This is a genomic window from Rhizobium sp. YTU87027 (assembly GCF_050644135.1).
GTDB lineage: Bacteria > Pseudomonadota > Alphaproteobacteria > Rhizobiales > Rhizobiaceae > Rhizobium.
In genome coordinates this window covers 287,107-311,923 of the sequence record NZ_CP098442.1, presented here as the reverse complement: position 1 = coordinate 311,923, position 24,817 = coordinate 287,107, and the positions used below count along the sequence as shown (strand labels likewise).

General features: G+C 58.7%; 15 protein-coding genes and 2 pseudogenes. 1 reads left to right on the top strand and 16 read right to left on the bottom strand.

What is annotated here, in order from left to right:
* Positions 1-9: 9 nt before the first annotated feature.
* The 8 genes and pseudogenes from tnpB to NBG89_RS30105 all read right to left on the bottom strand — a co-directional run bounded on the left by tnpB (position 10) and on the right by NBG89_RS30105 (position 15,522).
* Complete coding sequence (gene tnpB, locus NBG89_RS30140; protein ID WP_112982801.1) at positions 10-303, bottom strand: IS66 family insertion sequence element accessory protein TnpB; 294 nt, start codon at positions 301-303, stop codon at positions 10-12.
* Between the two features lie 56 nt (positions 304-359).
* Positions 360-793: pseudogene (gene tnpA / locus NBG89_RS30135) on the bottom strand (IS66-like element accessory protein TnpA).
* Between the two features lie 450 nt (positions 794-1,243).
* Positions 1,244-2,035, bottom strand: coding sequence for an IS21-like element ISSme2 family helper ATPase IstB (istB, locus tag NBG89_RS30130; protein WP_416068713.1), 792 nt, complete (start codon positions 2,033-2,035; stop codon positions 1,244-1,246).
* Positions 2,035-2,970: pseudogene (gene istA, locus NBG89_RS30125) on the bottom strand (IS21 family transposase); the annotation flags it as partial. The gene istB (NBG89_RS30130) and the pseudogene istA (NBG89_RS30125), both read right to left, overlap by 1 nt.
* A 10-nt stretch (positions 2,971-2,980) precedes the next feature.
* A complete protein-coding gene (locus NBG89_RS30120; protein WP_416068774.1) occupies positions 2,981-3,130 on the bottom strand; it encodes a transposase in 150 nt (49 codons plus the stop codon).
* A gap of 203 nt (positions 3,131-3,333) precedes the next feature.
* On the bottom strand, positions 3,334-4,089 hold the full coding sequence (istB, locus tag NBG89_RS30115; RefSeq protein WP_416068576.1) for an IS21-like element helper ATPase IstB: 756 nt from the start codon (positions 4,087-4,089) through the stop codon (positions 3,334-3,336).
* 12 nt (positions 4,090-4,101) lie between these two features.
* A complete protein-coding gene (istA, locus tag NBG89_RS30110) occupies positions 4,102-5,613 on the bottom strand; it encodes an IS21 family transposase (protein ID WP_416068575.1) in 1,512 nt (503 codons plus the stop codon).
* A gap of 774 nt (positions 5,614-6,387) precedes the next feature.
* On the bottom strand, positions 6,388-15,522 hold the full coding sequence (locus NBG89_RS30105; RefSeq protein WP_431324624.1) for a shikimate kinase: 9,135 nt from the start codon (positions 15,520-15,522) through the stop codon (positions 6,388-6,390).
* Positions 15,523-17,582: 2,060 nt separating this feature from the next.
* Here NBG89_RS30105 and NBG89_RS30100 point away from each other — a divergent pair.
* Positions 17,583-18,346, top strand: a protein-coding gene (locus tag NBG89_RS30100) for an IS5 family transposase (RefSeq protein ID WP_416068729.1) whose coding sequence is annotated in 2 segments (ribosomal slippage) — positions 17,583-17,898 and positions 17,898-18,346 — 765 coding nt in all. Because the reading frame shifts where the segments join, the coding sequence is not laid out codon by codon here.
* Positions 18,347-18,432: 86 nt separating this feature from the next.
* Here the strand turns inward: NBG89_RS30100 and NBG89_RS30095 are convergent.
* Genes NBG89_RS30095 through sctL form a run of 8 tightly spaced genes read right to left on the bottom strand, consistent with a single transcriptional unit; the run spans position 18,433 to position 24,817 of the window.
* Entirely contained in the window at positions 18,433-19,470 is a 1,038-nt protein-coding gene (locus tag NBG89_RS30095; protein WP_416068728.1) for an EscU/YscU/HrcU family type III secretion system export apparatus switch protein, read from the bottom strand.
* A complete protein-coding gene (sctT, locus tag NBG89_RS30090; RefSeq protein WP_416068727.1) occupies positions 19,467-20,279 on the bottom strand; it encodes a type III secretion system export apparatus subunit SctT in 813 nt (270 codons plus the stop codon). Before sctT ends, NBG89_RS30095 begins: the two co-directional genes overlap by 4 nt.
* The gene (locus NBG89_RS30085; RefSeq protein ID WP_416068726.1) at positions 20,276-20,536 is read right to left on the bottom strand and encodes an EscS/YscS/HrcS family type III secretion system export apparatus protein; all 261 of its coding nucleotides are present in this window, start codon (positions 20,534-20,536) and stop codon (positions 20,276-20,278) included. Before NBG89_RS30085 ends, sctT begins: the two co-directional genes overlap by 4 nt.
* A gap of 29 nt (positions 20,537-20,565) precedes the next feature.
* The gene (gene sctR, locus NBG89_RS30080; protein WP_416068725.1) at positions 20,566-21,231 is read right to left on the bottom strand and encodes a type III secretion system export apparatus subunit SctR; all 666 of its coding nucleotides are present in this window, start codon (positions 21,229-21,231) and stop codon (positions 20,566-20,568) included.
* Entirely contained in the window at positions 21,224-22,285 is a 1,062-nt protein-coding gene (sctQ, locus tag NBG89_RS30075) for a type III secretion system cytoplasmic ring protein SctQ (RefSeq protein WP_431324623.1), read from the bottom strand. The genes sctR and sctQ overlap by 8 nt, the downstream gene beginning before the upstream one ends.
* Entirely contained in the window at positions 22,279-22,863 is a 585-nt protein-coding gene (locus NBG89_RS30070; RefSeq protein ID WP_416068723.1) for a hypothetical protein, read from the bottom strand. Before NBG89_RS30070 ends, sctQ begins: the two co-directional genes overlap by 7 nt.
* The gene (sctN, locus tag NBG89_RS30065) at positions 22,839-24,197 is read right to left on the bottom strand and encodes a type III secretion system ATPase SctN (protein WP_416068722.1); all 1,359 of its coding nucleotides are present in this window, start codon (positions 24,195-24,197) and stop codon (positions 22,839-22,841) included. The genes NBG89_RS30070 and sctN overlap by 25 nt, the downstream gene beginning before the upstream one ends.
* Positions 24,194-24,817: a type III secretion system stator protein SctL gene (gene sctL / locus NBG89_RS30060; protein WP_416068721.1), complete on the bottom strand. Its 624-nt coding sequence runs from the start codon at positions 24,815-24,817 to the stop codon at positions 24,194-24,196. The genes sctN and sctL overlap by 4 nt, the downstream gene beginning before the upstream one ends.

Below are 24,817 nucleotides of genomic sequence, written 5' to 3'. Positions count from 1 at the left end.
TGAATAATGCTAGCCGACCTTCGTCGGCCGCCAGGTTTCTTGAGGGTGCCTCCAGTCGATCCCGGACAGAAGATAACTCAGCTGCGCGGGTGATATCGCGATCGCGCCGCCTTCCGCAGACGGCCAGACGAACCGGCCGCGGTCCAACTTTTTTGTAAAAAGGCAGCTCCCCTGGCCGTCACTCCAGATCACTTTTATCAGCGATCCGCTACGACCGCGGAATACAAAAAGATTGCCGTCCAGAGGGTTCAGTTTCAGCACCTCCTGCACCCGCAACGCAAGCGATGGAAACCCACACCGCATGTCGGTATGGCCCGTTGCAATCCACACCCGCACATTTTGACCGGAAGGAAGCGTGATCACCGCAACGTCTCCAGACCCCGCATGATCCGCAGCAGCGCCTCAACGTCGACGCTGCCGTCCACGACCACACGACGGCCGTTCGCCGCGACAATCTCCATGCGGCCGGAAGGAGGCGCTACCGGATGCTCCATCGCAGCAGGTGGAGTGACCTGCTTCACCGGCACAAAAGTTTCCGGCATGACGAACGCCGGCACAAAACCATCGGTTTGTTTCTGGCTGTGCAAACCCTGGCGAACCGATTGCGCCAACGGTTTAACAGCGAGCGGCTGATGCCGTACTGACGGGCCGTGGCCGACGCCCGGCCTCTCCCCGCAAAGCTTTCTGCGACAATCCGCAGCTTCTCATCCTCAGTAAATCGACGCCGCCGTCCGGTGTTGATCACCTCAAGACGGCTCACCCGAGACCCGCTGTCCCCTTCAAAAATCTCCATCTGCCCAACTGTCCTTATGCCTGGGAATAAGGACAGGGTCTGAACAGTTTTATCCAATATTCAAAGGCGGTCTCGCTCGGACGGATACGGCGAGGGCGGCCATTGAGCGGAGGACATTCCTGAGTCTCGATTATCAGAGCGCCGGCCCTGCATGACCGAACTGAACGCCGAGCAATTCTTTCGAGAGCCAATATTCGATTCAGCACCGGCGTCGCTGCTGTCATGCCGGATGGTCTTTGTAAGCTTCTCCCGCGTCCCGGCAAGAAACGGCTTTTCTTCGAGATAGGCGACTCCGTGTTCGAGCGTCTCAAAACCGTTGAGGGAGCGGATGAGCGTTGTCTTGCCTTAACCAGAGGGTCCGATGATCGAGACGACTTCGCCAAGGTTGACCGTAACCGGTGTTTTGATCCCACGTTGCCCGCTGTTGCTGGATCTGTGATCGAGTTTCTGTCAAGCGAAGCGAAGAATTGAAGAACTGACCCCCTCATTGATTTGCAGTTTCATTGGTTTCAAGCGCAGTCGATAGCTGTCGCCGCGGATAGTGATCACGGTCGAGTGGTGAAGCAGACGGTCCAATATCGCCGTTGCCACGACAGGGTCGCCAAATACGCTTCCCCATTCCCCTACAGAACGGCTCGAGGTGATCAGGATCGAGCCCTTTTCGTAACGGCGGGACACCAGTTGGAAGAACAGATGGGCGGCGTTGGCCTCGAAGGGCAGGTAACCCAGCTCGTCAATAATCAGCAGCTTCGGTCGCGACAGGATGGTCAACTGCTTATCGAGTGAGCCGTCGCTATGGGCCTTCGCCAGCATTGCCACCAGCGTCGCCGGCGTGACAAATTGGACGTTGTAGTTTTGACGGATGGCTTCCCGGCCAAGGCTCACGGCCAAGTGGGTCTTGCCTGTGCCCGGCGGCCCAAGGAATAGCACCGTGTCGCCATGGGCAATCCAGCGGCAGGTCGCGAGCTCCCGGATCTGGCCCTGATCCAGTGATGGCTGCGCCTCAAAGTCGAAGCCATCCAATTCCCGAACGAACGGGAATTGCGCCAGTTTGCTCGACATCGATATTCGTCGCTCGTCGCGCCGGGCAATCTCGCGCGATACAAGGAAAGCCAGCGCCTCGCGCAGGTTCATCTTTGAACGAGCTGCTTCGTTCAGCAGAGTGTCGAGCTGGTCGCGGATCGCCGTAAGCTTCAACCGATCGAGCGTCGCGATCAACAGGTCATGATCAACATTCGCCATCACCAGCCCCCTCCAACAACTGCCTCGTATTCCGCAAGCGGACGCAAGAGGCTGGGGGGCGAACGCTCGATCGGTGCAGCGGCTCGCACGAGACCCTCGGCGCCGGCAACGCCGACAAAATGCGCTCGGTCCACAATCCGTTGTCGTCGTCCCTCGCAAACGGCATGGTCGGCGACCACTTAGCCGGCATGCCGTATAATGACACGGCCAGCCAAGACCACCACCTGGACACTCTCACCGATCAGGCGCCAAGGGACCGAATAGCTGTTTGTATCGAGGTCAACGGCACAATCCGACTGAACCTTGCGGACCAAATCGCGCAACTGTCCAAATGGTGCCCGGCCGGCCAATGGGCTTAACGCCTTCGCCTCTTCAGCAAAACGATCAGCCGGTTTTATGCCGGTGATCCCGTGTTCACGCTGATCAGCAACCTCACGCGTCCACCGATCCAGATGTGCCTCGAATGCAGCCCAGCTTTCAAAGCGGCGGCCGGCAATGGCGTTCTTCTTGACGAAGCCGACACCCCGCTCGTCCTTGCCTTTCGTACGTGCCCGATAGGGTGCGCAGGCCCGCGGCATGAACCCCCAGTACCGTGCGAAAGCATGCAGACGCGGGTTGAATCTTACCTCCCGTGTCACACGATCATGGTGCTCGACGAGCGCCTTCGCATTATCGATCAGCACTTCTGCCGTTACTCCGCCGAACCGTAAGAAGGCGCCTTCCATCCCCTCGAACCAATCCGTCTGACGCTCGCGTAGCGATACGCGGGTGTGCGAACGCCGCGAATAACTTAGTGTCCCGACAAAAACGTGGATGCGAATGGTTGCGCGGTCCGTACCCGATGCGATCCTGACGATCGCGCCACCGACTTCCAGCTCGATTGCCGCTATTGGACGAGAGCTTCTCGCCGTCTTTCTCAGCGTTGGGGGTAGCTCTGCCGGACGATCAATTACCGCTGGCACAAACATAGGCGGTGCTTCTTGCTTCGCCTGACTTCGCACCTGGGCGCCAGGTAAACAATTGGCCGGGCGGCAATCCATGCCGACGCGCAACAGCACTGACCGACATCTCGCCGCTATAACTCTCGGCGACAATGCGGTCCTTCTCCTCGTCGCTCCAGTCGCCGCGACGCCCTGTTCCGGTGAAAACTGCGTATTCCGACGAAGCCGGCCATCGATTCCGATTTGAAGCCGGCCAGTCATTCCGATTTCATTCCGGCCGGCGTTCCGATTTGAAGGCGGCCATTTCTCGGACTGATCCTGGGTCTGTCTGATGTTTGGATCTGGTTTCGTTTCAGGTCAAGCTTTGGTGTTTTCGGGTGCGACTGGCGAGCGCTGTTTTCGCATGCTTTCGCCGGTGAGATCGATGCGATAGGCGTTGTGAACGAGGCGATCCAGGATGGCATCGGCAAGCGTTGGGTTTGCGATGATTTCGTACCAGCGATCCAGGGGCACCTGACTGGTGATGATCGTCGAGCGCCGCTCGTAGCGGTCTTCGATGATCTCGAGGAGATCGCGCCGCTGATCATCGTTGAGTTTTTCCGGTCCCCAGTCATCAAGGATCAGCAGGTCGGTCTTGGCCAAGGATTTGAGGATCCTGCCGTATCGCCCGTCGCCTCTTGCAAGTGCGAGCGTGGCGAACAGCCGAGGAACCCGGTGATAGGCGACGGAGAAGTCTTCGCGGCATGCTTTGTGACCAAGCGCGCAGGCAAGCCAGCTTTTGCCGACGCCGGCTGGCCCAGTGACGAGGAGACTGTGATGCTTTCTGATCCAGTCGCAGCCGGCAAGCGCCATGAACAGGTTGCGATCGAGGCCGCGAGCGGCCCGAAAGTCGGCATTCTCGATCTGTGCATCATGGCGTAGTTTGGCGGCCCTGGCACGGGCTTCGAAGCGCTTCTGTCGGCGCATGGTGGCCTCCCGTTCGAGCAGTATGGAAAGCCATTCTCCATGCTCAAGACCGCGGGCTTCGGATTGTGCGTCAAGCTCCTGGAAGGCTGTTGCCATGCCGTAAAGGCCGAGTTCGCGCAGCATGTCGATGGTGGGATTGCTCAGCATTGGTTTGTCTCCTCAATGAAAGTAGTCGGGGCCACGCAGATTTGCGTGATCAACGATGGCCGTCGGTTCGGTGGAATGGCGCGCGGCCCTGTGGTTGGCCAGGAGCGAGGCGATGCTCTTGCAGTTCAGACCGCCGATCTCGACAGCGCGAGCTGACACCGCCTCGGCCCGATCTCGCGTGATATCGCGAAACAGGCGCAGAATGCCCAGGCATGTTCGAAAGCCCTGTTCAGGATGCGGACGACTGGCAAGAACAGCAGTGATCAAACCTTCGGTCTGCGGCCCAATGGATGCAGCCCAGCGCCGAAAGCGATCGGGTGTCCACTCGGCATATCGCCGATGGGAACTGGGCATATGATCCGGGTCGGTTCCATGCCGAGTGCCGCCATACCGCCGCTGATGAACGGCGACGCGCTTGCCGCGGTGGAAGATCTCGATGGTGCGTGCCGTCGCTCTCAAATCAACCTGCTGGCGAATGAGGCCATGCGGTACGGAATAGAGGAAGGTCTTGAACTCGACGTGATAATCGGTCGACACGCGGACCAAACGCCATTCGGCGAATTCGTAGTCTTCACCGGGAAGATTGGCGAGCGCGGCGCGCTCGACACTCTCAAACAGCTGCCGGCGACTGACGCCGAGCCGGCGCATGACATGATCATTGATGCGATCGAGTGCCTGGCCAATGGCAGCATTAGCCTCAGCAAGCGAGAAGAACGTGTGATTGCGCAGACGCCCTAAGATGCACGATTGGGCAAAACGGACCCCGTTCTCAACTTTAGATTTGTCCCTGGGCTTTCGTGGCCGTGCTGGAAGAACGCCGACGCCATAGTGAGAAGCCATCATGCCGTAGCTGCGGTTGATCTCGGGATCATAGAAACTGGCGCGACTGACGCCTGACTTCAGATTGTCGGGAACGATCAGCCGGGGAACGCCGTCAAAGAAGCGGAACATCCGGACATGTGAGCCGATCCAGTCCGGCAGTGTTTGCGTCCAGGTCGCCTCCGCATAGGTGAAGCTAGACGCGCCCAGCACCGCCACGAATATCTCCGCTTCGCGGATCTCGCCGGTCTTGCGATCAACGATCGGAATCTTCTTGCCGGAATAGTCGACGAAGACCTTGTCGCCGGCCGCATGCTCCTGGCGCATCGTCGGCGAAAGCCGTTGCTCAAAGCCACGGAAGAGCTCACAAAAGCGACTGTAGCCGTAACCCTCTGGATGCGACCCACGATACTCCTCCCAGAGGATAAGCAGGGTGACGCCGGGCTTCTTGAGCTCGACGGCAAGCTCGGCCCAGTTGGGTTCGACGCGTCGTCTCGTGCCCTGTTTGACGCCATTGCGCGCAAAGAGCTTGTTCTCGAGCGCGTCATCGGTCAGTTCCCCCGGTAGGGGCCAGCTCAACCCAACTGCTGCTGCGCGCTGAAGATTATCCTGCACCGTACTGCGGGCTATTCCCAATACGACGGCGATCTCGCGGGAGCTCGTCCCGCTTCCGGCAAGCCGAAGCATTTGTCTTAATTGTCTCATGGTCAGCCTTCTCTTTGCCGGCATCAAAATGTCCTCGTTCATCGCGAGGTGATTGATGCCAAAGTTGCTGACCCAGGGGGTATCTTCAGTGTCGAAAACTGGCCGGATTTTGATTGGAATGGTGGCCGGCTTCAAATCGGAATGGTGGCCGGTCTTTGGTCGGATTGGCGGCCGGCTTCACGTCGGAATCCGCAGAAAACCTCAAACCGCTGCAACGGCACATCTTCACTGGTGCCATGCGTAAACCCTGTAATCGTCATATGTCGAAGCCTCATTCGGCGACAACATCAACATTCGCGCACTGATCCGGAAGGTGGGGTCAAGACACCGCTTACAGCGCCTCGGCCACCACCTGCGATTTGAACTCATCCGACCACCGTCGGCGAAGCTGCCGTGGCGCACCCTCGAGGCGCTCGGCGACAGCTTCGATCATGTGGAAGGTTCTAGTTCCAGAACTAGGTGCAGACATAGAAGCTCACATCGGCTCACAACGTGCGCTATCGATATCCGACAGCCAACCCCCTACGCCAGACGGGGTCTCCTTGCCGCTTACCCTTCGCCGACCAGCTCAGTCGATGTACCGCTCGCTACTGCACTGGTTTGCTTGCTCTGGTGCTGTGAACGAAACACCGCATGATTGCTGGCAGATCTTGGCTCATTCGACTGCCCTTAGCTCGGCGCGACTGGCGCCAGCGGCTGCTTCGTTCAATCCTGTCGCAAAGACCAGGGTTTGCAAATTCGACTGGCTTGGTGTGCATGTTTCCAGCATACGTATCAATACCTCGTCAGTCGGCTTTGCAGCGCCTGCCGATCGGCGATGAGGGTGTCGAGGTGCAGTGGCTCGTGGGCTGGCCGCTCCCCGTCCACCAATCGCTTGACCAACGCCCGCGTGCCGTCCACGACAAAGACGCCGCAATCGTAGTCGTTCGGCTGTGCGGCCATGCGGGCTGGCGCCAAGGTGGCGTCCAGCCGTTCTGCCAGCTGTGTTGCGGCCTCATCGTTGTATCTTCTTTGCTGGAGGGAGTCGTAATGATAGGCGACCTGCCGCTCCGGATCGCGGCGATCGACGAGCAGCAGCGACCAATGGGTGCCGCGGCCATCAAGAGCGCCATTGTTCACTGGAAGGAACAGGAAGTCGGCCGGGGCGGCGTTTCGATTATAGATCGACCGCAGCATGCCTCGCGCGTGTTGCAGCTCCATGTGGCGCAGCAGATGGGATACCGACGGATCCACCAGCCTTACGCTGGCGGCAAGCGTTGGATCGATCCCCTGCAGCTGCTGCTCGAGGAAATCGTAATCCCTCTGAATATGGGCATCGCTCAGCCACTCGGTGGTCCCGAGCACCGACGCCTCCGAGCGTTTCGAAGCTGGCGCATCGGACCTCCCGATCCGAGCCTCGAAGGTGGGGGGCGTCGGCGTCGGCCCAGAATGGATATCGTCGCGCAATGCGGTACCTGGGGGGCTGCGGTCTGCGTTGGGCGCGCACAGGTACGTGTGGAGCGCCTTCAAGCATGGGTCTGCGTTTTTTCGATCGTTTCTGTGGGGTGGGACAAACCTGAGGTTGGCTTGTTGATAGAGCGGCCGGCGCTCGCTCATCAGCCGGGCGAGCTTCTGGTCCGGATCGGGGCCTTGCAGCAGGGGGCGTTTGGGGTCATTTCTTGTTCGCTTTCGGATTGCGTCTAGGTCGGTATCTAACCAGATCGAGAGCCCTTTGCTGCCGATGAGGTGTCGGGTCTGCTCATTCAAGACCGCGGCGCCGCCGGTCGCGATCACCCCTGTCCCGGCCTCGAGCAACTTCGCGATCTCACCTGCCTCCAACCTCCTGAAATAATCCTCGCCGTGCTCCCTAAAGATCTCCGATATCGATTTGCCGATTTTCTGCTCGATTCTTCTGTCGGTATCAATGAAGGGCAGCCCCAACCGACCCGCGAGACCTGGGCCAATAGTGGATTTGCCAGCGCCCGACATTCCGACGAGCACGATCGGCCGCCCGCCGAGGGCAGCGACAATGTCCGTAGCCTCCGGTGGCCTGGCGATCTCCGACTTTCTTGATTGTCCCGCAGCTCGCAATCCAGCTACTGCGACGCTACCCTTACCATCGCTCCAGTGTGTTATGCTCAGCACGTCATCGGGTCTGCTAACGGCCTTGTAGCTCTCCATTACCTTCTGCTCGAGTTCCTCTGTCTTCTCAGGCGCATCGCGGCGCTTCAGCTGCTGCAGCTCTTTATAAGTATCGTGGTTGTCAACTTTGGCGCTGTAGCTGGCCGGGGTGTGGAACTCCATCTGGAAGCGATAGCCTGCTGCTGTGGCAAGTACCGCGTGGATGCCGAGATAAGCGGGACGCTCGAACTTGAACCAGTTGGTCACCTCGATTTCGGTATAATCCTGCTCCTCGAACGCCAGAATGGCTGCCTTGAAGGCACGTGTAAAATCCTTGTCAGGAATTTCGAAGACGTGGCGTACCGCACTGCTGATCAGCTGTTGGGTGCTGTCGGATGAAACGCTCGTTCCGGCGAGCTGCTCTCGTATGGAGCGTTCCGATCTCAGCCGGCGCTCCAAATGAGGCATTTTCACCTGAATGCCCATTTTTCTGAGGCTCGCAGCGACGTTGAGTGCCGCTGCGGTGATTTTGCCCTCTTCTTTCATTGCGCGGGCAACCTCACTTCTAGCGTGCTCTGAGGCCTCCTCGCGGGTCAGCGTAATCGTCTCATCGGAATTCGCTGCTGCGGGCGGTAAGCCCGAGGGCTCGCGCAAGATGCGCTCGTCCACAGCGAGACTGATCGAGGTTTGCATGACTGAAGCCGTCAGCGTGGGATTGTCCTCCAGATCCTTCAAGGCTGCCCTGAAGTCAAAACTTCCATGGTTGAGAGACGTTGCCAGGCTCTTGACGTATGGCACGGACCTCAAGCCAGGCGTTGTATGCAGCAGCCGCTGAAGGTCCCGGCTCTTCTTCGAAAACAGCTGAGCGCCAGTATTGGATTTGTAGGCGTCGGTGCCGACCTTGATTCCGAGGCTCAGGAGGTTGTTTGCGCTTTGCACCAGGTCATCCGGATTGTAACCGTCCGGGCGAGGATCGATCCGCGCCGGATAGTTGTCGATCAAAGCCCGGATGCGGTCTCTTGGTTGAGAAGTTGCCGGATAGGCATCCGCCAAATCCGGGAGAAGATCCGAGACAGCTGCGCTGAGCGTCGTTCTTTCGATGCCCTCCGCGTGTTCGACTGTCTCGGGAATTGGCTCCACCTCATGCCCCTCTGCCCATGCTTCAAGGTCGGCAACGAGCAACTCGGCCATTTCGCGAGCAACCGGATGTTGAGCGATCTCGATCTCGCGCCGCGCTCTCGCAAACAGGTTCTCGATATCCTGGCCGCTCACCTCTTCCCGGCCTAGCAACTGACCAATGTCGCGTCGGAGTTCATGGTGGACGCCCTCGTAGGTGCCAAAGATGGCTCGCTCCGCAAACCAGCGCCGTGATTCATGAGACTGAGCCAGAAAGTTTCGCTGTAGACCGCTGTAAGTTTCCAAGACATCCTGGGTGGCAGCGAGAATCTGGCTGGCGCGACCAAACTGGTAGGTGTCGCCGTCAAGTGCTGGGGTATGCGACTTTGGCGGCTTAAGGGATGGAAGTCCGAGAGCTTGCTCCTTTTCATCGAATTCACGCACATGCTCATAAAGCTGCGGCCGGTCCCCGATGATGATGACGGTGTCGCCGTCGAAGTCACCGTCAAGTTTTTTCTGTTCACCGGTCGGCACGGCGATCAACGACCCCGGGGCAAACACCTCGGTGGCCTGCAGGACGCCGAGGCAGTCGAGTGCCGTATCCTCCTTGACGCGGTCCTTGCCTGTCGTCCACTGCGAATGGCACTTAACGTCCTCCGCAGACATCACCAGCGCACGATCGGCGTAGTTCGCCGGCCACATCTTGTCCGGCACGACGATCAGAATGCCTTTAGCAAAGAAAGTCGGATCGTCGGCCGCGAGTTCCTCGCCCGATTTCTGGGCGACATTAAAGCTGTATTGCATGGCCACACACGCGCCTAGGAACACTGCTGTCGGGTCCCCACCAGCGGCTGACCTGACCAGGTCGGTGGCGATTGGCCGCAGGTTGGGCTTATCGTACGGCGAGCGCCCGATCAGCACGCCGTTCGTCCCCGTCAAGGTCTCGCTTTTGAGCGTCGGCACATGGAGACATTCATCACCGGACGGTACCGCAATCGCGCCGGGACCGTCGATATGTCCGCTAGTCAGGGTTCGAAACAACTCCTCGGCCGTCAGTCGTTGCCCCTGTCGACTATCGAGCCAAATCTTAGCTTTCTCTCGCACCTCATTTGCCACCATCTCGCTTCGCGGATAATGTTGCAGCGCCGTGGCAGGCAGGGACGATCTCCTTCCTTCACCAAACGCAGGCACCCGAGCAGCACCTTCCTGCCCACCGGCCAGGCGAACAGCCTTCATACGAGTGGCCAGCGAAGCCTTGATGAAGCCGCAGCCGTCATGCGGTCGCAACGCAATCGGGCCTTCCCGTCCAGTTAGCTTGAAGGGATGTTCACTGGCAGGGCGGTCCGGCAGCAACGACAGTTTGAATGTGCCTTCCAGCGCATAATCGTGAGGACCTAAGTCCTTGAGAGCCGGCGGCGCGGCAAAACCCCGGCGCTGAGTGTAATAATATGCCTCTTTGAAAGGTGCCCAGGCGCGCGACAGCTTCTCAAAGGAAGTGCCTGGTGCGGTTTCGGCATAGGGAATCGCCAGCAGCTTCCCGCCGGAAGGCTCTGGTTCCCCCCGACCTGGAAGTTTGGCCGCGATCTGGGAAAGGGTTTTTCGCGGCGGCTTTAACTTGCTTCCGCCGAACAGATCCATGCGGTATGGCACGCCCTCGACGGTTAACATGCGTGCCAGCATAAACGGGCTCGGCTTTCCTGGCAGTTGCACCGCAACCATCTTCACTGCCCCCGAGGTCAGGCGATGAAAGATCGAATAGCGCGTCTCGGGGTCCGTGGCCAGTTGCCGGCCCTGCATGTCGACTACCGGCAATCGCATCAATCCCGCCTCACCCTGCGGCGCTTTTGGTTCATGGTCCATGGCTCGCAGAACCTGATGGACGTCGAAGACGGACGCCGAATGTTGGGCTTGGACCGTCGCGGCATTCTGCGCCACGAACGTGTCGAGCGCATCGATCGGACGTTCAGCCTCGATTTGCGCGATCAAGTTCCAACTCATGCTGGAAAGGTCGCTTTCGATGAGCTCGCGCGTGCTGTCCAGGATTTCCTTGGTCTTGGACTGCAGCTCGTCGCGCCTCACACGCAAATCAGACTTGCTGCCCTCAACATACGGCCGCCGCAGCAATGTTGCCAGGTTCGCACGGGCCTTGAGCACTTGATAAATCGACAGCGCGGGACGGCGTGTCGAGTTCGGCCCCCGGTTCCGCTCGGCATTGCTTGCCCTGAGATGGGCCTCGATCTTGTGCTCCACGATAGGTTGGATATCATTAAGCAAGTTCAAAGCCTGCCTTCGGTGCCAACGCAGCTGCTTGCGCGGGCTGCGCGCCAGCGGCAGCAGAACGGCGCAAATGTTTCCCATAATTTCGAGGTTGTTCTCAACGGCAAAGCCAGGGGCCTGATGCAATTGCCTCAGTCGATTTATTCCAGGGGCTGCGAGCAAGCTAAGATCGTCATGCAACTGGGCCTTGGCCAACGCCTTCAAGATGCTCGTGACGGCCACCGCGTCGGCCTCGCCGATGCGATCGCTCGCATAATGAAGATAATGAGCCAGTTTGTGTAGTCGATCTTTCAGCAGCGCGGCCTCTGCGATCTCTCCGGCGTCCTCTCTCCTCATAACCCCACGCGCCAAACTGTTGGCGATACTGGAGAGCCCGTGCGTCGTAAAATGACGGTATGGTCGACCGGCCGGGCCAAGTCTGCGGGCGATCTCCAAAACCGCCTGGCTGCATGCCTCCTCTTCCGCACACCTGTCGAAGCCGTTGAGCAGATTTGCCAGCTGCTGCGAGCTAAAACCAGAGAGCCGATCGGCGTCGCGAATCACCTCGCCGGCAATCACCGCGGCGGCCTGGCGTGATTTCTCCTCTTGCGGCCACTTGCTGAAGCCGTTCACCAGGTTCGCAAGGTGCTGCGATGTAAAATCAGGGAGCTGGTTAGCGCTGCGAATTACCTCGCCGGCGATTACCGCGGCGGCCTGGCGTGATTTCTCCTCTTGCGGCCACTTGCTGAAGCCGTTCACCAGGTTCGCAAGTGCCTGCGGATCGAATCCAGGCAGCAGGTCGCTGGGGCTGGCGCGACTGACCACCTCCGCAGCGATGGCAACGACGGCGTCGCAGCAGCCAGCCTCGTCAGGCCACTTGCTGAAGCCGTTCACCAGGTTCGCCAGTGCCTGCGGACCAAACACAGGCAGCTGGTCGGCCCGGCCACCGACCTGACGCGCGACCGCAACGATGGCGCCGCGGCAGTCCTCGGGCCACTTGCTGAAGCCGTTTACCAGATTCGCCAGATCTAGCTCATTAAATCCCGACAGCTCGCCGGCGGCGCGAGCCACCGCCCGCGCGATCGCGGCTATAGCTCCGCGGCAGTCCTCGGGCCACTTGCTGAAGCCGTTCACCAGGTTCGCCAAATCCTGCCCAGTGAATCCCTGCAGGCGCCCGGGGCGGCTAACCACGGCACCTGCGACCGCAACTGTGGCTTGATAGGAGTTTTCCGATTGCGGCCACCTGCTGAAGCCGTTCACCAGGCTCGCCAGGTGGTGCGCATCAAACATAGGCAGCTGGTCGGCGCAGCGAAGCACCTCGTCAGCGACGATGTTGGTGGCGTGACCCAAATTCTCCTCTTGCGGCCATTTACTGAAGCCGTTCACCAGGTTCGCCAGATGCTGCCCATCAAAATCAGAAAGCCAGACCTCGCGGCGGCTGGCGCGATGACAGACCTCACCGGCAATTGCGACGGCAGCGCGTGAGCACTCCGCCGCCTGCAATTTGCTGAAGCCGTTCACCAGGTTCGCCAGATGCTGCGGATTGAAATCAGAGAGCCCGACCTCGGGGCGGCTTGCGCGGTGACAGACCTCACTGGCAATTGCGACGGAAGCGCGTGAGCACTCCGCCGCCTGCAACTTGCTGAAGCCGTTCACCAGGTTCGCCAGATCCTGCCCAATGAAACACGACAGCTCACCGGCGGCGCAAGGCACCGCACGCGCGATCGCAGCGATAGCTCCGCGGCAGTCCTCGGGCCACTTGCTGAAGCCGTTTACCAGGTTCGCCAGATCCTGCGGATGAAACCCGGATAGATCGGCGTCTTTATCGGCGCGGCGACAGACCGCATCGGCTATGACGACGGTTGCTTGGCATGAGTGTACCAGTTCCGGCGCTTTGCTGAAGCCGTTCACCAGGTTTGCCAGAGCCTGCGGATTAAACCCGGATAGATTGGCGTCTTTATCGGCGCGGTGACAGACCTTATCGGCGATTGCATTGATAGTGCCGCAACACTCCGCCTCTTGCGGCCACTTGCTCAAACCGTTCACAACGTTAGCCAAGTTCTGCGGACCAAAATCAGACAGCCCGGCGGGGCGGCGGCGAATCTCGGCGGCAACTGCTATCGCGGCTTTACGAGCGTTCTCGTGTTCCGGCCATTTGCTAAAGCCGTTGACCAGCAGTGCCAGACTTTGACCGTTGAGCTCCGAAAGCGCTCCGCGTTGCTCATGAAAAACCTTGGCGATACCAATCATTCCATTGCGACATTCCGCTACTCGGGGATAGCGACTGAAAGACAATACGAACAGTGAAAGCGTTTTACTTTCAACGTCTTTCAGCGCGCTGCCGAGTCTCGACACCTGAGCTGCCATGGCGCGGCAAGCTTCCATGCCTGCCTGACCGCCAGTTTCCCGGCTGATCGAGTTGCAGGAGGTGGCGTACCCCCAGGTATTGCGGACGCGGACATCTTGCTCCCATCTTGGAATAAATTGACGAGTGAACTCGGAAGCGGCCCTTTGGAGGAATGTTGCATGATGTGCCTGGCCTTGCAGACTCTTGTCGTATTTCACCACAGCGCACGAGAATTCAGTGATGCCGGGAGCGAAGGAAATCTCATGTAAAGCGTCATTAAGTAGTGCTTCGTTGTAGCTCTGTGCGGCTACATTGTCGAAACGCCGCCGTCCCGCTCCTGCCGCTGGCCTGGGCTCGCTTTGCTCCTGAGGTGGGAGCGTGTCTGGTTGCGAGCGACTCGGCTTTGGATCGCGGAGCCGCCAGTTCTCATGAAAACGCAAAGACTTTTTTTCCCTGGCCGTTACTTCGCCTTGCGGACCTTGGGTAGAATGATGTTGAGGCCCACTGGCTGCCCGTCGCGGAGTCGTGAGGGCTCGGGCGGGACCTATGGATGAATCGGCGGATTTGCCGCCAAGGGCTTCGTCGGCCCCTAGCACAACGCGAGCATAGGACATTCGTTTATACTGGGAGCCAGCGAGCGTCCGCTGCACGCCGACATCGGACGATTGGCTGCTCTGTCCAACGTCGTGACTTGATTGCGGGGGCGAGCTGCTTGATCCAGCTTCCCCAATGCCCACAGTCTGGCTACCAGTTGGGAGCGCGTCCGGTTGCGATGTTCCGGGTCCTTGATCGCCGGGCCGGGGTTCGCCCACGAAGCTTTTTTCTCGAGCTCGCGCTCCATCAACCGACAACGAGGGAAGAACACGCCCCGCGGTAATGCCTGCACGGGGCGCAGCGTCCGCAATTCGATGTGGACTAATGGAGGGGCCCGATGAACTGTTGCCAAGGGAGAGAACCTCGGTTGCTTGCGCCGTGCCGCTCTTGCCCGAAACGACTTGCGGTTCCGGTCGCCCGGGGGCCGAACTTGGGGCGCCAGCGGAGGGCTTGCGCCTGCTTTTCCCCTTCCTGCGGGTCGAAGTGCCTTCGGCCGGTGCAGCCCTCTCCGTCACAGCCTGGCCGGTAGTGTCGGTCGCAGTCACAGCGGCAGCCGGCCATTCGCTGATGGATGATCTCGTTGGCTGCAGGTCCAAGAGTTGCAGGACCTGGTCCGCAGTGCCTCGCGCGCCTTCCGCTATCTGACCCAACAATTCCAACGGGAGGTCGGCACCTGTTCGGTCATCGCTTAGCCTGCCAAGCAAGTCGGGCAACGCCGATGCAAAATCCAAAAGCCTTTGCATGACGCCTTGCAGAACGGAGCAGTCTATCGAGTCGAGTGGGCGCCCTGCCTTGGCCTGAAGAGCGCCGCGCGTCCGATGCACCGCCGGCAAAACTGAGGCGCTGAGGGCATCCAACAGCGGTACTCGCCCGTTCTCACCGATAAGCATTTCCCTCAGTGGCGCTTGGAAACTGCTCGCTCGTGGCTCAATTAACAACTGCGCCAGCTCGATCCGCGATTGCAGAACCATGAACCTCGACATCAGTGTCGAGCCGGTATGCAGTCGCAATTTGGCCTCTTCGGCCTGCTGGATCTCGGCATTTGTATTTGGTAGGTTGGCAGTGACGGCATAGGCTAACTGGATGCGTTCCGCGCGCCATGTCTTCTTTTCCCAAAACTCCACGCAAGCTATATAGTGCCTTGCCACACTGGAAACCGCTTGGCTCAGCTTGGCGGGGCCAGGGTTGGATCGGAGGACCAAGGCGAGCACGGCGCGCGCCTTGTTACGAATCTCTAGCAATTGCATGCCGTCCTTGGCGAGTTCCATGCATTCCGATGCCGCATCGAGCACCAGATCCCGGGTTAGACGCGCATGATCATTGGACAGAATGCTATCGCTCCCTGGGGCCAGACTCGCGTGATATTCCAGAACTGTTGAGCCTGCATCGACGATTCGATCGAGCGCCTCTTGCTTCTCCTCCAGGGTAGGGCCTCGGTTGGCGGTTAGGCTAGCTTCAAGGCGGCTAGACTCAAATTCTGCAAGCAAGCCTTTCATCTGTTGATCTTCTGCCTTGATTTGTCCGGCGGTTATACAAAGCGGGACTGCCATGTACGAGTTGGATGGCTGGTCAGCGACTAGAACTGTGGCATCACCCTCCGGGACTGAGGGAAGACGGCGCCGCCGCACGGCGCCTGCTCTTGTCAGCGCGGTTGCTCGAACAACAGCGGCCAGCACTCGCCGTGCGCCCGCGGAAGGGCCGGACGACCTCTCCCCAGGGTCTTCGTCGGCAGTGCGTGCGCAGGACGCACCTGTGCCTTGAGACCCAGAGTGCATCACCTCCAGGATGGAATTGAACTTTTCGCGGCCCTCCGGCAGGGGAGGGCCTGATTGCGAGCGCGAACTGCTTGATCCCGAAATATTGTCGGCCCCAGCATTCCTAACACGCGAGTTCCCAGGTGGGCCAATGACCGTCATATTCCATCTCCGAAACGGCGAAAATGCCGTGCCTATCATTTTGCGGGCTGGTGTCGTTCAGCGCTCGTTGGCCAGGGTTTGGCTGACATGTGCAATCGCCCAGATGCACACGTAAATCTCATCGCCAATATCCCATCCCATCCCGCCTGAGCGGGTTTAGGCCAGCGGACGCTCTGGAAGTTGCACTGCCTGCGGCGCGAGTTTCACCACGAGATCGATCGGAGTGACCGCCACGCACAGCCAGGCCGGGAAGCTGCCGAACTTTCCGGCGCGCGTGCTCCGAGTCTCGACTCACGCCGTATTGACTAGCAACGTCCGCAGTGCGTCTGGCGCGTGATGATATGAATTCCGAATACTCTTGTGGATTGTCTGCAATGCGCGTGATCTCAGCGCCGTGAAATTGCCTCGCCTCCTTCCAGAAAGTAGATCTGTCGATCTGCACCACCGGAGGGTTGGCTTGGAGGGAGTAAGCTTGCGTAGCCGCTGACGATGAGCCGCCGCTGGAAGCCAATGCGGTTATGTGCATCCGGGCAAACGTGGCCGCGAACTCTTAGCTTCCTGCATCCGTTTGCCGCCTCCCCCTACGCGTGTATTGGATATCAGAAGAGTCACCAATTCGACCATACATGACGATTCGCTCCTGTGTTTTGACGTGAGTTTAGGTTGCTTGGCGCGGCAGCCCTAGATAGACGACTTGGCTGACTACTGGCTGACGAAGGCGTTGTCCGGATGCACGGTCATCCATCCGGCAGGGCTGCCGATTGACCCACATCGTCGAGCTTGATCCAATAGAGATGCCGAAAGCGATGTCGTGCAAACCGGTCAAGGTTTTGATAGCACTTCACCTGCAGCCAAGTCGGGTCGTTGTGATGCGATGACATCCCGTCCAAGAGCACTGGGCGAAGGCGCGAACGCCAGGATCTTGGGGCGACACTCGGGCAGCCTGTTCGTCTGCGCCCGCACGAGGAAGGCGGTACCAAGGTCCTACGTGGCGCAATAGAGCTCGTAGATGTCGCTGTCTCGATCTGCACGCGCGCGAGATTGACGAGCTGCTTGAGCGAGAGCGTTCCCTTGAATTTCGTTCGTATCCACAGCCAGCGAGGGTGACGGCCAGACTGTAAGCATTCGCCGAGGGACGCAGGCTCGAGTTCTCTTGCGTGATCGGCGTTTCCATTTTGCGGCTATTGAGTCGCCGTTGTCGCTGAGTTTCGCAACATGGACTTTCATGGGATGTGTGCGCGACGAGCATCCCACGGCTTTCGTCTGTTGATGGAGGAGGAAGCTTATCTCGCGGTCGCAATCAGCAAAGAAAAGGTGGGCTGTTCGTCGCGCTCACTGTGGGATCGTAGTGTGACCAATTCGTCGTGCAGTTCATGGTTGCTGACGGCAAGGGCCACAGGGATTGCTCGGATCCCCACGGACCGCTGACGTCCTCTGGAGGGCACCGCTCGATCACGTCGAGAAGGACCGGACCGTTGAAGCGCGCAACATTGCAAAGGCCTTTTTCGATCTTGACGGCATGCGCGGCTGGGCGCGGCTGTAGATACGGTCGCGCCTTGCAAGACTAGGGCGTAAACTCATAAAATTGCTTGGTGTTTACCGGCTGTCGTGATTCAAGGCTTCCGAAAGAGGGAGCCTCTATGACGCGTCGCCGCTACGAACTCACCGACCACGAATGGTCGATCCTGTCGCCACTGTTGCCCAACAAGGCCGGCGGCGTTCCCCGCGTCGATGATCGGCGGGTGCTAAATGGCATTCTCTGGCCGTTCCGGACGGGCTCGCCCTGGGCGGAAATCCCAGAGCGCTACGGTCCGTCGACCACCTGCTACAACCGCTTCGTCCGCTGGCGGAAAGCCGGGGTCTGGGATCGGCTTTTTGAGGCGGTTTCGGAGGCTTACGATGGCGACATCGTCATGATCGACTCGACCTGTGTCCGCGTTCACCAGCATGCGGCCACGGGAAAAAGGGGGATGGAGACAATGGCGGCATGGGACGTTCCCGCGGCGGACTTACGAGCAAAATCCATGCGCTCGTCGACGCAGACGGCCGCCCCGTCACCCTCCGCCTGACCGGCGGGCAGATCGCTGACTGCACCGAGGCCGACGCGTTGACGGACGAGCTCGGCGAGGGAGACATCCTACTGGCCGATAACGGGTATGACAGCAATGTCATTCGGGCCAAGGCGGCCGAGCGAAAGGCCTGGGCCAACATTCCGCCGAAGTCAAACCGCAAGGGCTCCTTCGTATTCTCGCGCTGGGTCTATCGGCAGCGCAACCTCGTTGAGCGGTTCTTCAACAGGATCAAACAGTTCCGAGGCATTGCAACCCGATACGACAAGCGCCCCGAAAACTACCTCGCTGCCGTAAAGCTCGTCGCCACGAGAATCTGGTGCCAAAGTTTATGAGTCGATGGCCTAGGATCGGCCCATCGCGCGCCGTATCGCGGCGAAATCATGCGGCCGACATTGGCCGGCCAAGGCGGTGGTCACACCTATACCACGCCTGCGGCAAAGAGTGCTTTGGCGACAGACTCGAAACATTGCGCAGGAACGGCGTCGCCCAGCTTCGTTGTGCTGATGAGCTGATGCGCAAGCACATGATCATCGACAACATAGACGCGTAGCGCCCGCGCTTCATTCAACAATTCTGAAGCAGCCTCGCCCGCGGCGCGGCAAACCAAGACGGGCACGCCGCTCTCGCCGCGAACGTAACGCATACCAACGAGTATGCCCTTCCCCCTCACCACCAACGTGGCCCGGTGCACGCCAAGGGGAGGGTCGTGCGCGGACTCCTCGCGTAGGCGACGTCGTTCACTCTTCAGCTCCGGCGTGCCTTCCTGTTCCTTGAGCTGGCGCGCCACTTCGCTCTTTGTCATGCGCATTTCTCGCAGAAACAAAGCACGCTGCAACAGCAGATCGATAAGTCCGCCGATCAAAAGTGCAGCGGCGCCAATCGCGCTCAGCAGCTTCACCTGCGTAAAAACGAGACCGATACAGCCGATGCCGCAGATAGGCAAATAGACCATCGTTTTCCACGTTCCGAGAAGGAAGAGGAGAAAGCTCGCGCTCAGGACCATCACTTTAAACTGCGTCTTGCCGGCTTCCACAGCAGAACGTGCAGAGGCCACGCGCTTAAGCCCTTCAAACGGGTTAATTTTCTCGAGGTTGGGCTTGATCGGCTCCAGTGAGAAGACAAATCCACCATTGGCTATCAGCCCGGCCAAAATCACCGCGGCGACGAGAGTTCCAAGCAGTGGTCCAACCGTCTCGAATGTGAGTTCGATCAGGAGGACCAGTGCCTGCCGGACCGCTAGATTGAAGGGCAGATTCTGCAGATTGTCGACTACTAGTAGCGCTTCCTGGCATTTGTCTTGTACGACGCTCCCTCTCAGCCAAAGGTAGCCGAACCCAGCGCAAGTGGCGACCGCACGGACGAAATCGGAACTGTGCGCAATCTGCCCTTTTTTGCGCGCTTCGTTTAGCTTGTGCGGGGTGGCGGCGTGTGTCTTCTCTTCACTCGTGTCACTCATTTCAGCAGCTTGTCCATCCACTCAAGCGCGCCATTCGCTTGTGTGATCTCCAGGCTGATCCCCTCGATGAGATAGGCAGTGTAGGCAATCATAATAATCGGAAACCCGATATTCTTGATCATTGGTGACAGTTGGCTGGACTTGAACTGCGGCGCAAAGCGCCGCAATATCATCATTGATATGTCAACTAACAGAAGGAAGGACACTACGGGTCCAGAGACCAGCAAGGTCGTGAGCATTGTGTGATCCAGGAGCCTCAATAACTCCATAGCTGCCTGCGCGGTGAACGTGGGGTGAAATCGATACACAGGCCAGATCCGAAAGCTTCCATAGAGGGTACTGACCACACCTTCTAGGCCTTCCGACGCCACGAAGATCGTCAGTGCCGTGATCCCGAGAAAAATTCCCATAGCGGAAGCCTGACTGTTCGTTGTGGGGTCTGACGAAGCTGATGGGCTGCTAATGCCGCGTTGGTTGTCGATAAGCTCACCGGCGGCCTGAAGGCTCCATAACGGGATGCTAAGAAAAATGCCAAGTAGCAAGCCGACAAAGATCTCCTTAACTCCAAGTAGTGTTACTTGAATCAGACGTGTCTCAGGATCCAGCGTCTGCAACCAGTGACTGACGTGTGCAAAACACGGGAGCGTGAAGGCTACAGCCAGGCAGCTGCGGATGAGCCCGCCTATTTGAGCCCGTGTAAATACAGGAAGAATCATCATGAGGCCCATTGCGCGGGCCGCGCCTATGCCGGCTGCGAGGACGAGCTCAATAGCCCCATGGATCAGGGATTGAATTTCGGACGCAATCACGATCTAGGCTGGTAGCTTGGGGTCATTGTGGGAAACTCCGCAAAGATCTGGTCGGCCAACCTTACGAGCGGAGCGCTCAGAACAGGGGCAAACAGGCTGATCACCGCCACAACGATCAAAAGCTTCACGGTAAGTGGCAAGCTTTCATCCTGGATTTGCGTTGCCGCCTGGATGATCCCGACGACCAGGCCAACAATCACTGATGCAATGAGCGGTGGGAGAATCCAGATCATGAAAACCACCAACGACTGGTTCATAAAAGTAACAATGCTGGACTGAGTAATGATCAACCTCCAGGTGTGGCGTAACTCAAAATAAGTCCGTGCATTAATCTCGACCAACCATCAATAGCGACAAATAGAAAGAGCTTGAACGGGACAGATATGACTGTCGGAGATACCATTGACATGCCCATCGCCATCAAGATTGTCGTTACAATAAGATCGATCACGATGAAGGGAAGGTAGAGAAGAAAACCTATTTCGAACGCACGCTTGAGTTCTGATATTAGAAAAGACGGCACAAGAATGGCAAAATCATCCGGGGTGGTTCTGTCGCGCATCTCCCCTGGCCAAATTTTTTCCGTCGAAGATAGGAAAAAGCGGCTCTGCTCTTCGTTTGTGAACTTCTTAAGGTAATCGTGCAGCGGTTCACGCCCTTCTTTGGCGGCATTTACCCAGTCGTCGAACGTTTGGTAGCGGAACTTTGGATCGGCCACCCGTTCATAGGTCTGTTCGACTACAGGTGCGCTGATGAAAATTGTTAGGATGAGTGCCGCAGCGTAAAGCACGATGTTCGGTGGGATTGTCTGGGTCCCCAGCGCATTGCGGACCAGGAAGAGAACAACTGAGATTTTTATAAATGCCGTGGTTGTGACGAGCGCTAAAACAAGCAGGCCGATTCCGGCTGTAATCGCGAGAAGCGACAGAATCGCTGGTTGAATCTCAGTCATTGCATGCCAACCTGCCGCGCAGCCTAATGCCCAGTTCATCTCCGATCTGCACGATGTCGCCACGCCCGATACGCCGCCCGTTGGCCAATATGTCGACCGGACCATCGATCGGCCGACTAAGTTCGAAAACATGCCCTTCGCCCGCACTCCTCAATTCGCCTAGAGGCATAGCCCAGCGGCCGCATTCAAAGACAAGCACGATCTCGAGATCATCGAGATCGGCTTCCGAGGGATCCTGCTGTAATTCGGGTTGTGTCGTCATATGCACAGTCTCCAAGGGGGATGATAGTGGGCGGAAGGGCCCCCGCAGGATGAGGTCGTCGCCTTCAATATCTGCACAGGCCCATAGCTGGCCCGCGGATAGCGTTATCTTGCCGTGGCCGAACGGCGATATGTCTGGCAACAGAGCATCACCGACACATGCCTTGCGAAGAACCACTGCCGGAACGGAAAGCGTGCCGATTCTTCCTGCAACTGCAACCGGTAGCTCTGGGAAGTGCTCGCGCGGCTGTCGGGGCAATTGGCCAAGCAGTTCGCCTAAGGCGTGGAATGCAGGCGGGACCAAGCCATCAAGGGGAGAAAACAGGAATAGACGGCCCTTGCCATTGACTGAGCCGAAGGCGATATCAAGTTCCAGACAAGGAGCCTTTGTCAAAGCCTCACGCACCTTCAAGAGCTGCACATCCAGCTGCGTCTGATCCTCTAATCGAGCGACAAGCGGCTCAAGTGCAAGCTCGAGAATGAGTGAAGCAGTTGGGTCGGAAGGGAATGCAAGACCGCTCTGCACCGTCGCGATAAGCGCCTCAACAAGGCCTCGTGACAGCGATAAGACGATCGTTTCAGTTCCCAAGCGCCAAACACAGTCAAGCATCGGAATGGCAGAAGGTTTCTGCTGCCAAATAAGCCCTTGTATACGCACCGACAGCGGCTTCTCGCTAATCCAGCTCTGAAAGGGGCTGCGGAAAGCGGCAACATCATTGAGCCACGAGACGACCACGTGGGACAGTGTTAGCGCAGGTTCGAATATAGCAGGTCTGACCACTGTGGTTACCAAGGCGACTCAAGGCTGGGGTATAGCGTTTCCACAGAAGCTCCCATCATCGGGTCTGATCGCGCGACATCTGGGCGAGCAAAACTGCCATATCGAAGCGATATCTCATCGTCGCCCTCTATCTCGCCTGCCGCCTCGGACTGTATTTCGACGGCGCGCCTGACTTCGTCCTCGATTTGTTGCCATTTGTGGCTTGCGGCCGAACGTCTGACCCACACGGTTCTCATCTTAGATAACACTGCCTCGGCCTCTTTTTGAGCGATGTGCGCATCGTCGAGCATCTGACGTTTCGAAGAGACCTCAGCGGCAAGCCGCTCAATTTGAAGGTGGTGATGGTCGAGTGCTGCGCTAGACCATTTGTCAAGGGACATCAGCTCCTCGTAGAGCGCCGCTTCGGCCCGTGCAAAATGTTGCTGTGCGTTTGCAAGCTCCTGGGAGGCACTCTGCAAGGCTAAGGTGGCCATATCGTGTTGGGCTTGCTTCTCGGACAGCTCTCTAAAGGCACTACGCTCTTGCATATCCTTAAGAAGCCGCAACCTCGAAGTGTGAACACGAGTCACGCGGTCAGACGCGACATCCATGCGACCGTTTCCTCAAAATCCGACGCCTCGCCTTCGCTCTGACACAAAAATTCCCTCAGGTCGCCAATCGAAGCGACAGCTCGGTCAGTTAACGGATCGCCGCCCTGCTTGTACTCGCCGACTTTGATCAAAAACTCGGACTCGGCATAGCGCGAGAGGAGATCACGGAAAAAAGATGCTGCCTTGCGATGTGTCCCAGAAACGACCGCATCCATGACTCGGCTGCGACTCTGCAGCACATCAATAGCTGGGAAATGCGACCGCGCAGCGATAGCGCGTGAGAGGACGACATGGCCATCGAGAATGCCCCGCGATTCCTCCGCGATTGGATCGCCTGTGCCATCACCTTCGACAAGCACAGTATAAAAGGCCGTGATTGAGCCGTGCTCACCCATACCGGCACGTTCAAGGAGACCTGGCAGCATGGCAAACACGGAGGGAGGAAAGCCCCTCCGGGTCGGTGGCTCGCCCGCAGCAAGGCCAATTTCGCGCATGGCGCGGCAGAAGCGCGTCAGCGAGTCCAACATGAGGGCGACGCGTAGCCCTTGTTCGCGAAAGTACTCCGCGAGCGCGGTCGCCATAGGAGCACATTGCGCCCTCTCCACTGCCGAGCGGTCGGAGGTTTCAACCACAACGACCGTACGACGGAGGCCCGCCTCTCCAAGATGACGCTCGATGAACTCACGAACTTCACGTCCACGCTCGCCTATGAGCGCGACTACGAAAACGTCGGCGGCGGCACCTTTTACGATCTGCGACAATAACGTCGATTTGCCACAGCCAGGCTCGCCATAAATCCCTATTCGCTGGCCCTCGCCGCATGTGAGGAGACCATCCAGAACACGAACCCCGAGCGGGAATGGGAGCTCAACCATGCGCCTGTTCATTGGGTTGGGCGCCCTGCCGTGCAGCGGTCGAGTTTCGACGGTTTTGATTTCACCCTTGCCGTCAAGTGGGCGGCAACGGCTGTCAATCACACGGCCAAGCAAATCGGGCCCGACTGGCACTTCACGCATTCGTCCAGTGGACACGACTTCTGAGCGGCTGGACAGGCCTACCAGGTCACCGATCGGCGTGAGCAACACGCCATTGTCCGAAAAGCCGATCACCTCGGCTTCGAGCGACAGGCCGGTTCGCGTATCGTGCAGAAGACAAAGTTCCCCAATCCGAGTGTCTGGCAAGACGGCATGGACCAGTGTACCGATAGCCCGCGTGATCCGGCCGCGCACGACACGCGTGTCGATCTGCTTTGCTGTGGACCTCAAAGATGAGATCGCAGAAACGAGACTCCGCTTGCCGGCGAGATTTTTATGCTGTGATAGCGGCGTGATCACAGTTCTCCTTCTTCAGAATACGGCCTGAAGCCGAGGCGGAGCGCGCGCATCTGTGCATCAAGTCCAAGATCTACATTGCCGTACTCGCTCCACAGCACGCATTGTTGGGGCGATAAAGTCGGATCTGGATCGATCCGCACCCTCGGCCGACCTTCCCGCCCATCGCAACGCGCAAATTCGCGCGCGAGCATATCGACTTGCGTGGGACACACGTGGAGGCAAACTTCCGCGCCGGTATATTTGCGCTCAATCTCGTGGCGAACAGCTTTCAACAACAGCTCGCCCGGATCGAAAGCGCCCAGAAGATCGTTTAGTATCTCTATCACCAGCTGCGGCAATTCCTGCTCGAGGACCGCCTTTCGTCGCGCCACATCGGAGGCTGCCTGCGCAATTATGCTAGCCATTTCCTCGGCCCCTGCATTCAAGCCCTCGGCATGGCCGAGCGCCCGCTCACGCTCGTAGGCCTCGCGTGCCCAGCTCCGAACCCGCTGTTGATACCGTTGTGCTGCGTCACGCGCTTTTGCGGCGATATGCCAGATTTCAAGCTCACTCGCCGGGATCAGTGGCCCAACCGGGCGCATTTGCGGCGCGACGAGCTTGGCGGAATAATCTCCCGTCAT

Excerpts from the sequence above, each read along its gene's own strand:
- tnpB (WP_112982801.1), bottom strand. The coding sequence starts at position 303 with ATGCGGTGTGGGTTTCCATCGCTTGCGTTGCGGGTGCAGGAGGTGCTG.
- istB (WP_416068713.1), bottom strand. The coding sequence starts at position 2,035 with ATGGCGAATGTTGATCATGACCTGTTGATCGCGACGCTCGATCGGTTG.
- istB (WP_416068576.1), bottom strand. The coding sequence starts at position 4,089 with ATGCTGAGCAATCCCACCATCGACATGCTGCGCGAACTCGGCCTTTAC.
- istA (WP_416068575.1), bottom strand. The coding sequence starts at position 5,613 with ATGAGACAATTAAGACAAATGCTTCGGCTTGCCGGAAGCGGGACGAGC.
- NBG89_RS30105 (WP_431324624.1), bottom strand. The coding sequence starts at position 15,522 with ATGAAAGGCTTGCTTGCAGAATTTGAGTCTAGCCGCCTTGAAGCTAGC.
- NBG89_RS30095 (WP_416068728.1), bottom strand. The coding sequence starts at position 19,470 with ATGAGTGACACGAGTGAAGAGAAGACACACGCCGCCACCCCGCACAAG.
- NBG89_RS30085 (WP_416068726.1), bottom strand. The coding sequence starts at position 20,536 with ATGAACCAGTCGTTGGTGGTTTTCATGATCTGGATTCTCCCACCGCTC.
- sctR (WP_416068725.1), bottom strand. The coding sequence starts at position 21,231 with ATGACTGAGATTCAACCAGCGATTCTGTCGCTTCTCGCGATTACAGCC.
- NBG89_RS30070 (WP_416068723.1), bottom strand. The coding sequence starts at position 22,863 with ATGGATGTCGCGTCTGACCGCGTGACTCGTGTTCACACTTCGAGGTTG.
- sctL (WP_416068721.1), bottom strand. The coding sequence starts at position 24,817 with ATGACGGGAGATTATTCCGCCAAGCTCGTCGCGCCGCAAATGCGCCCG.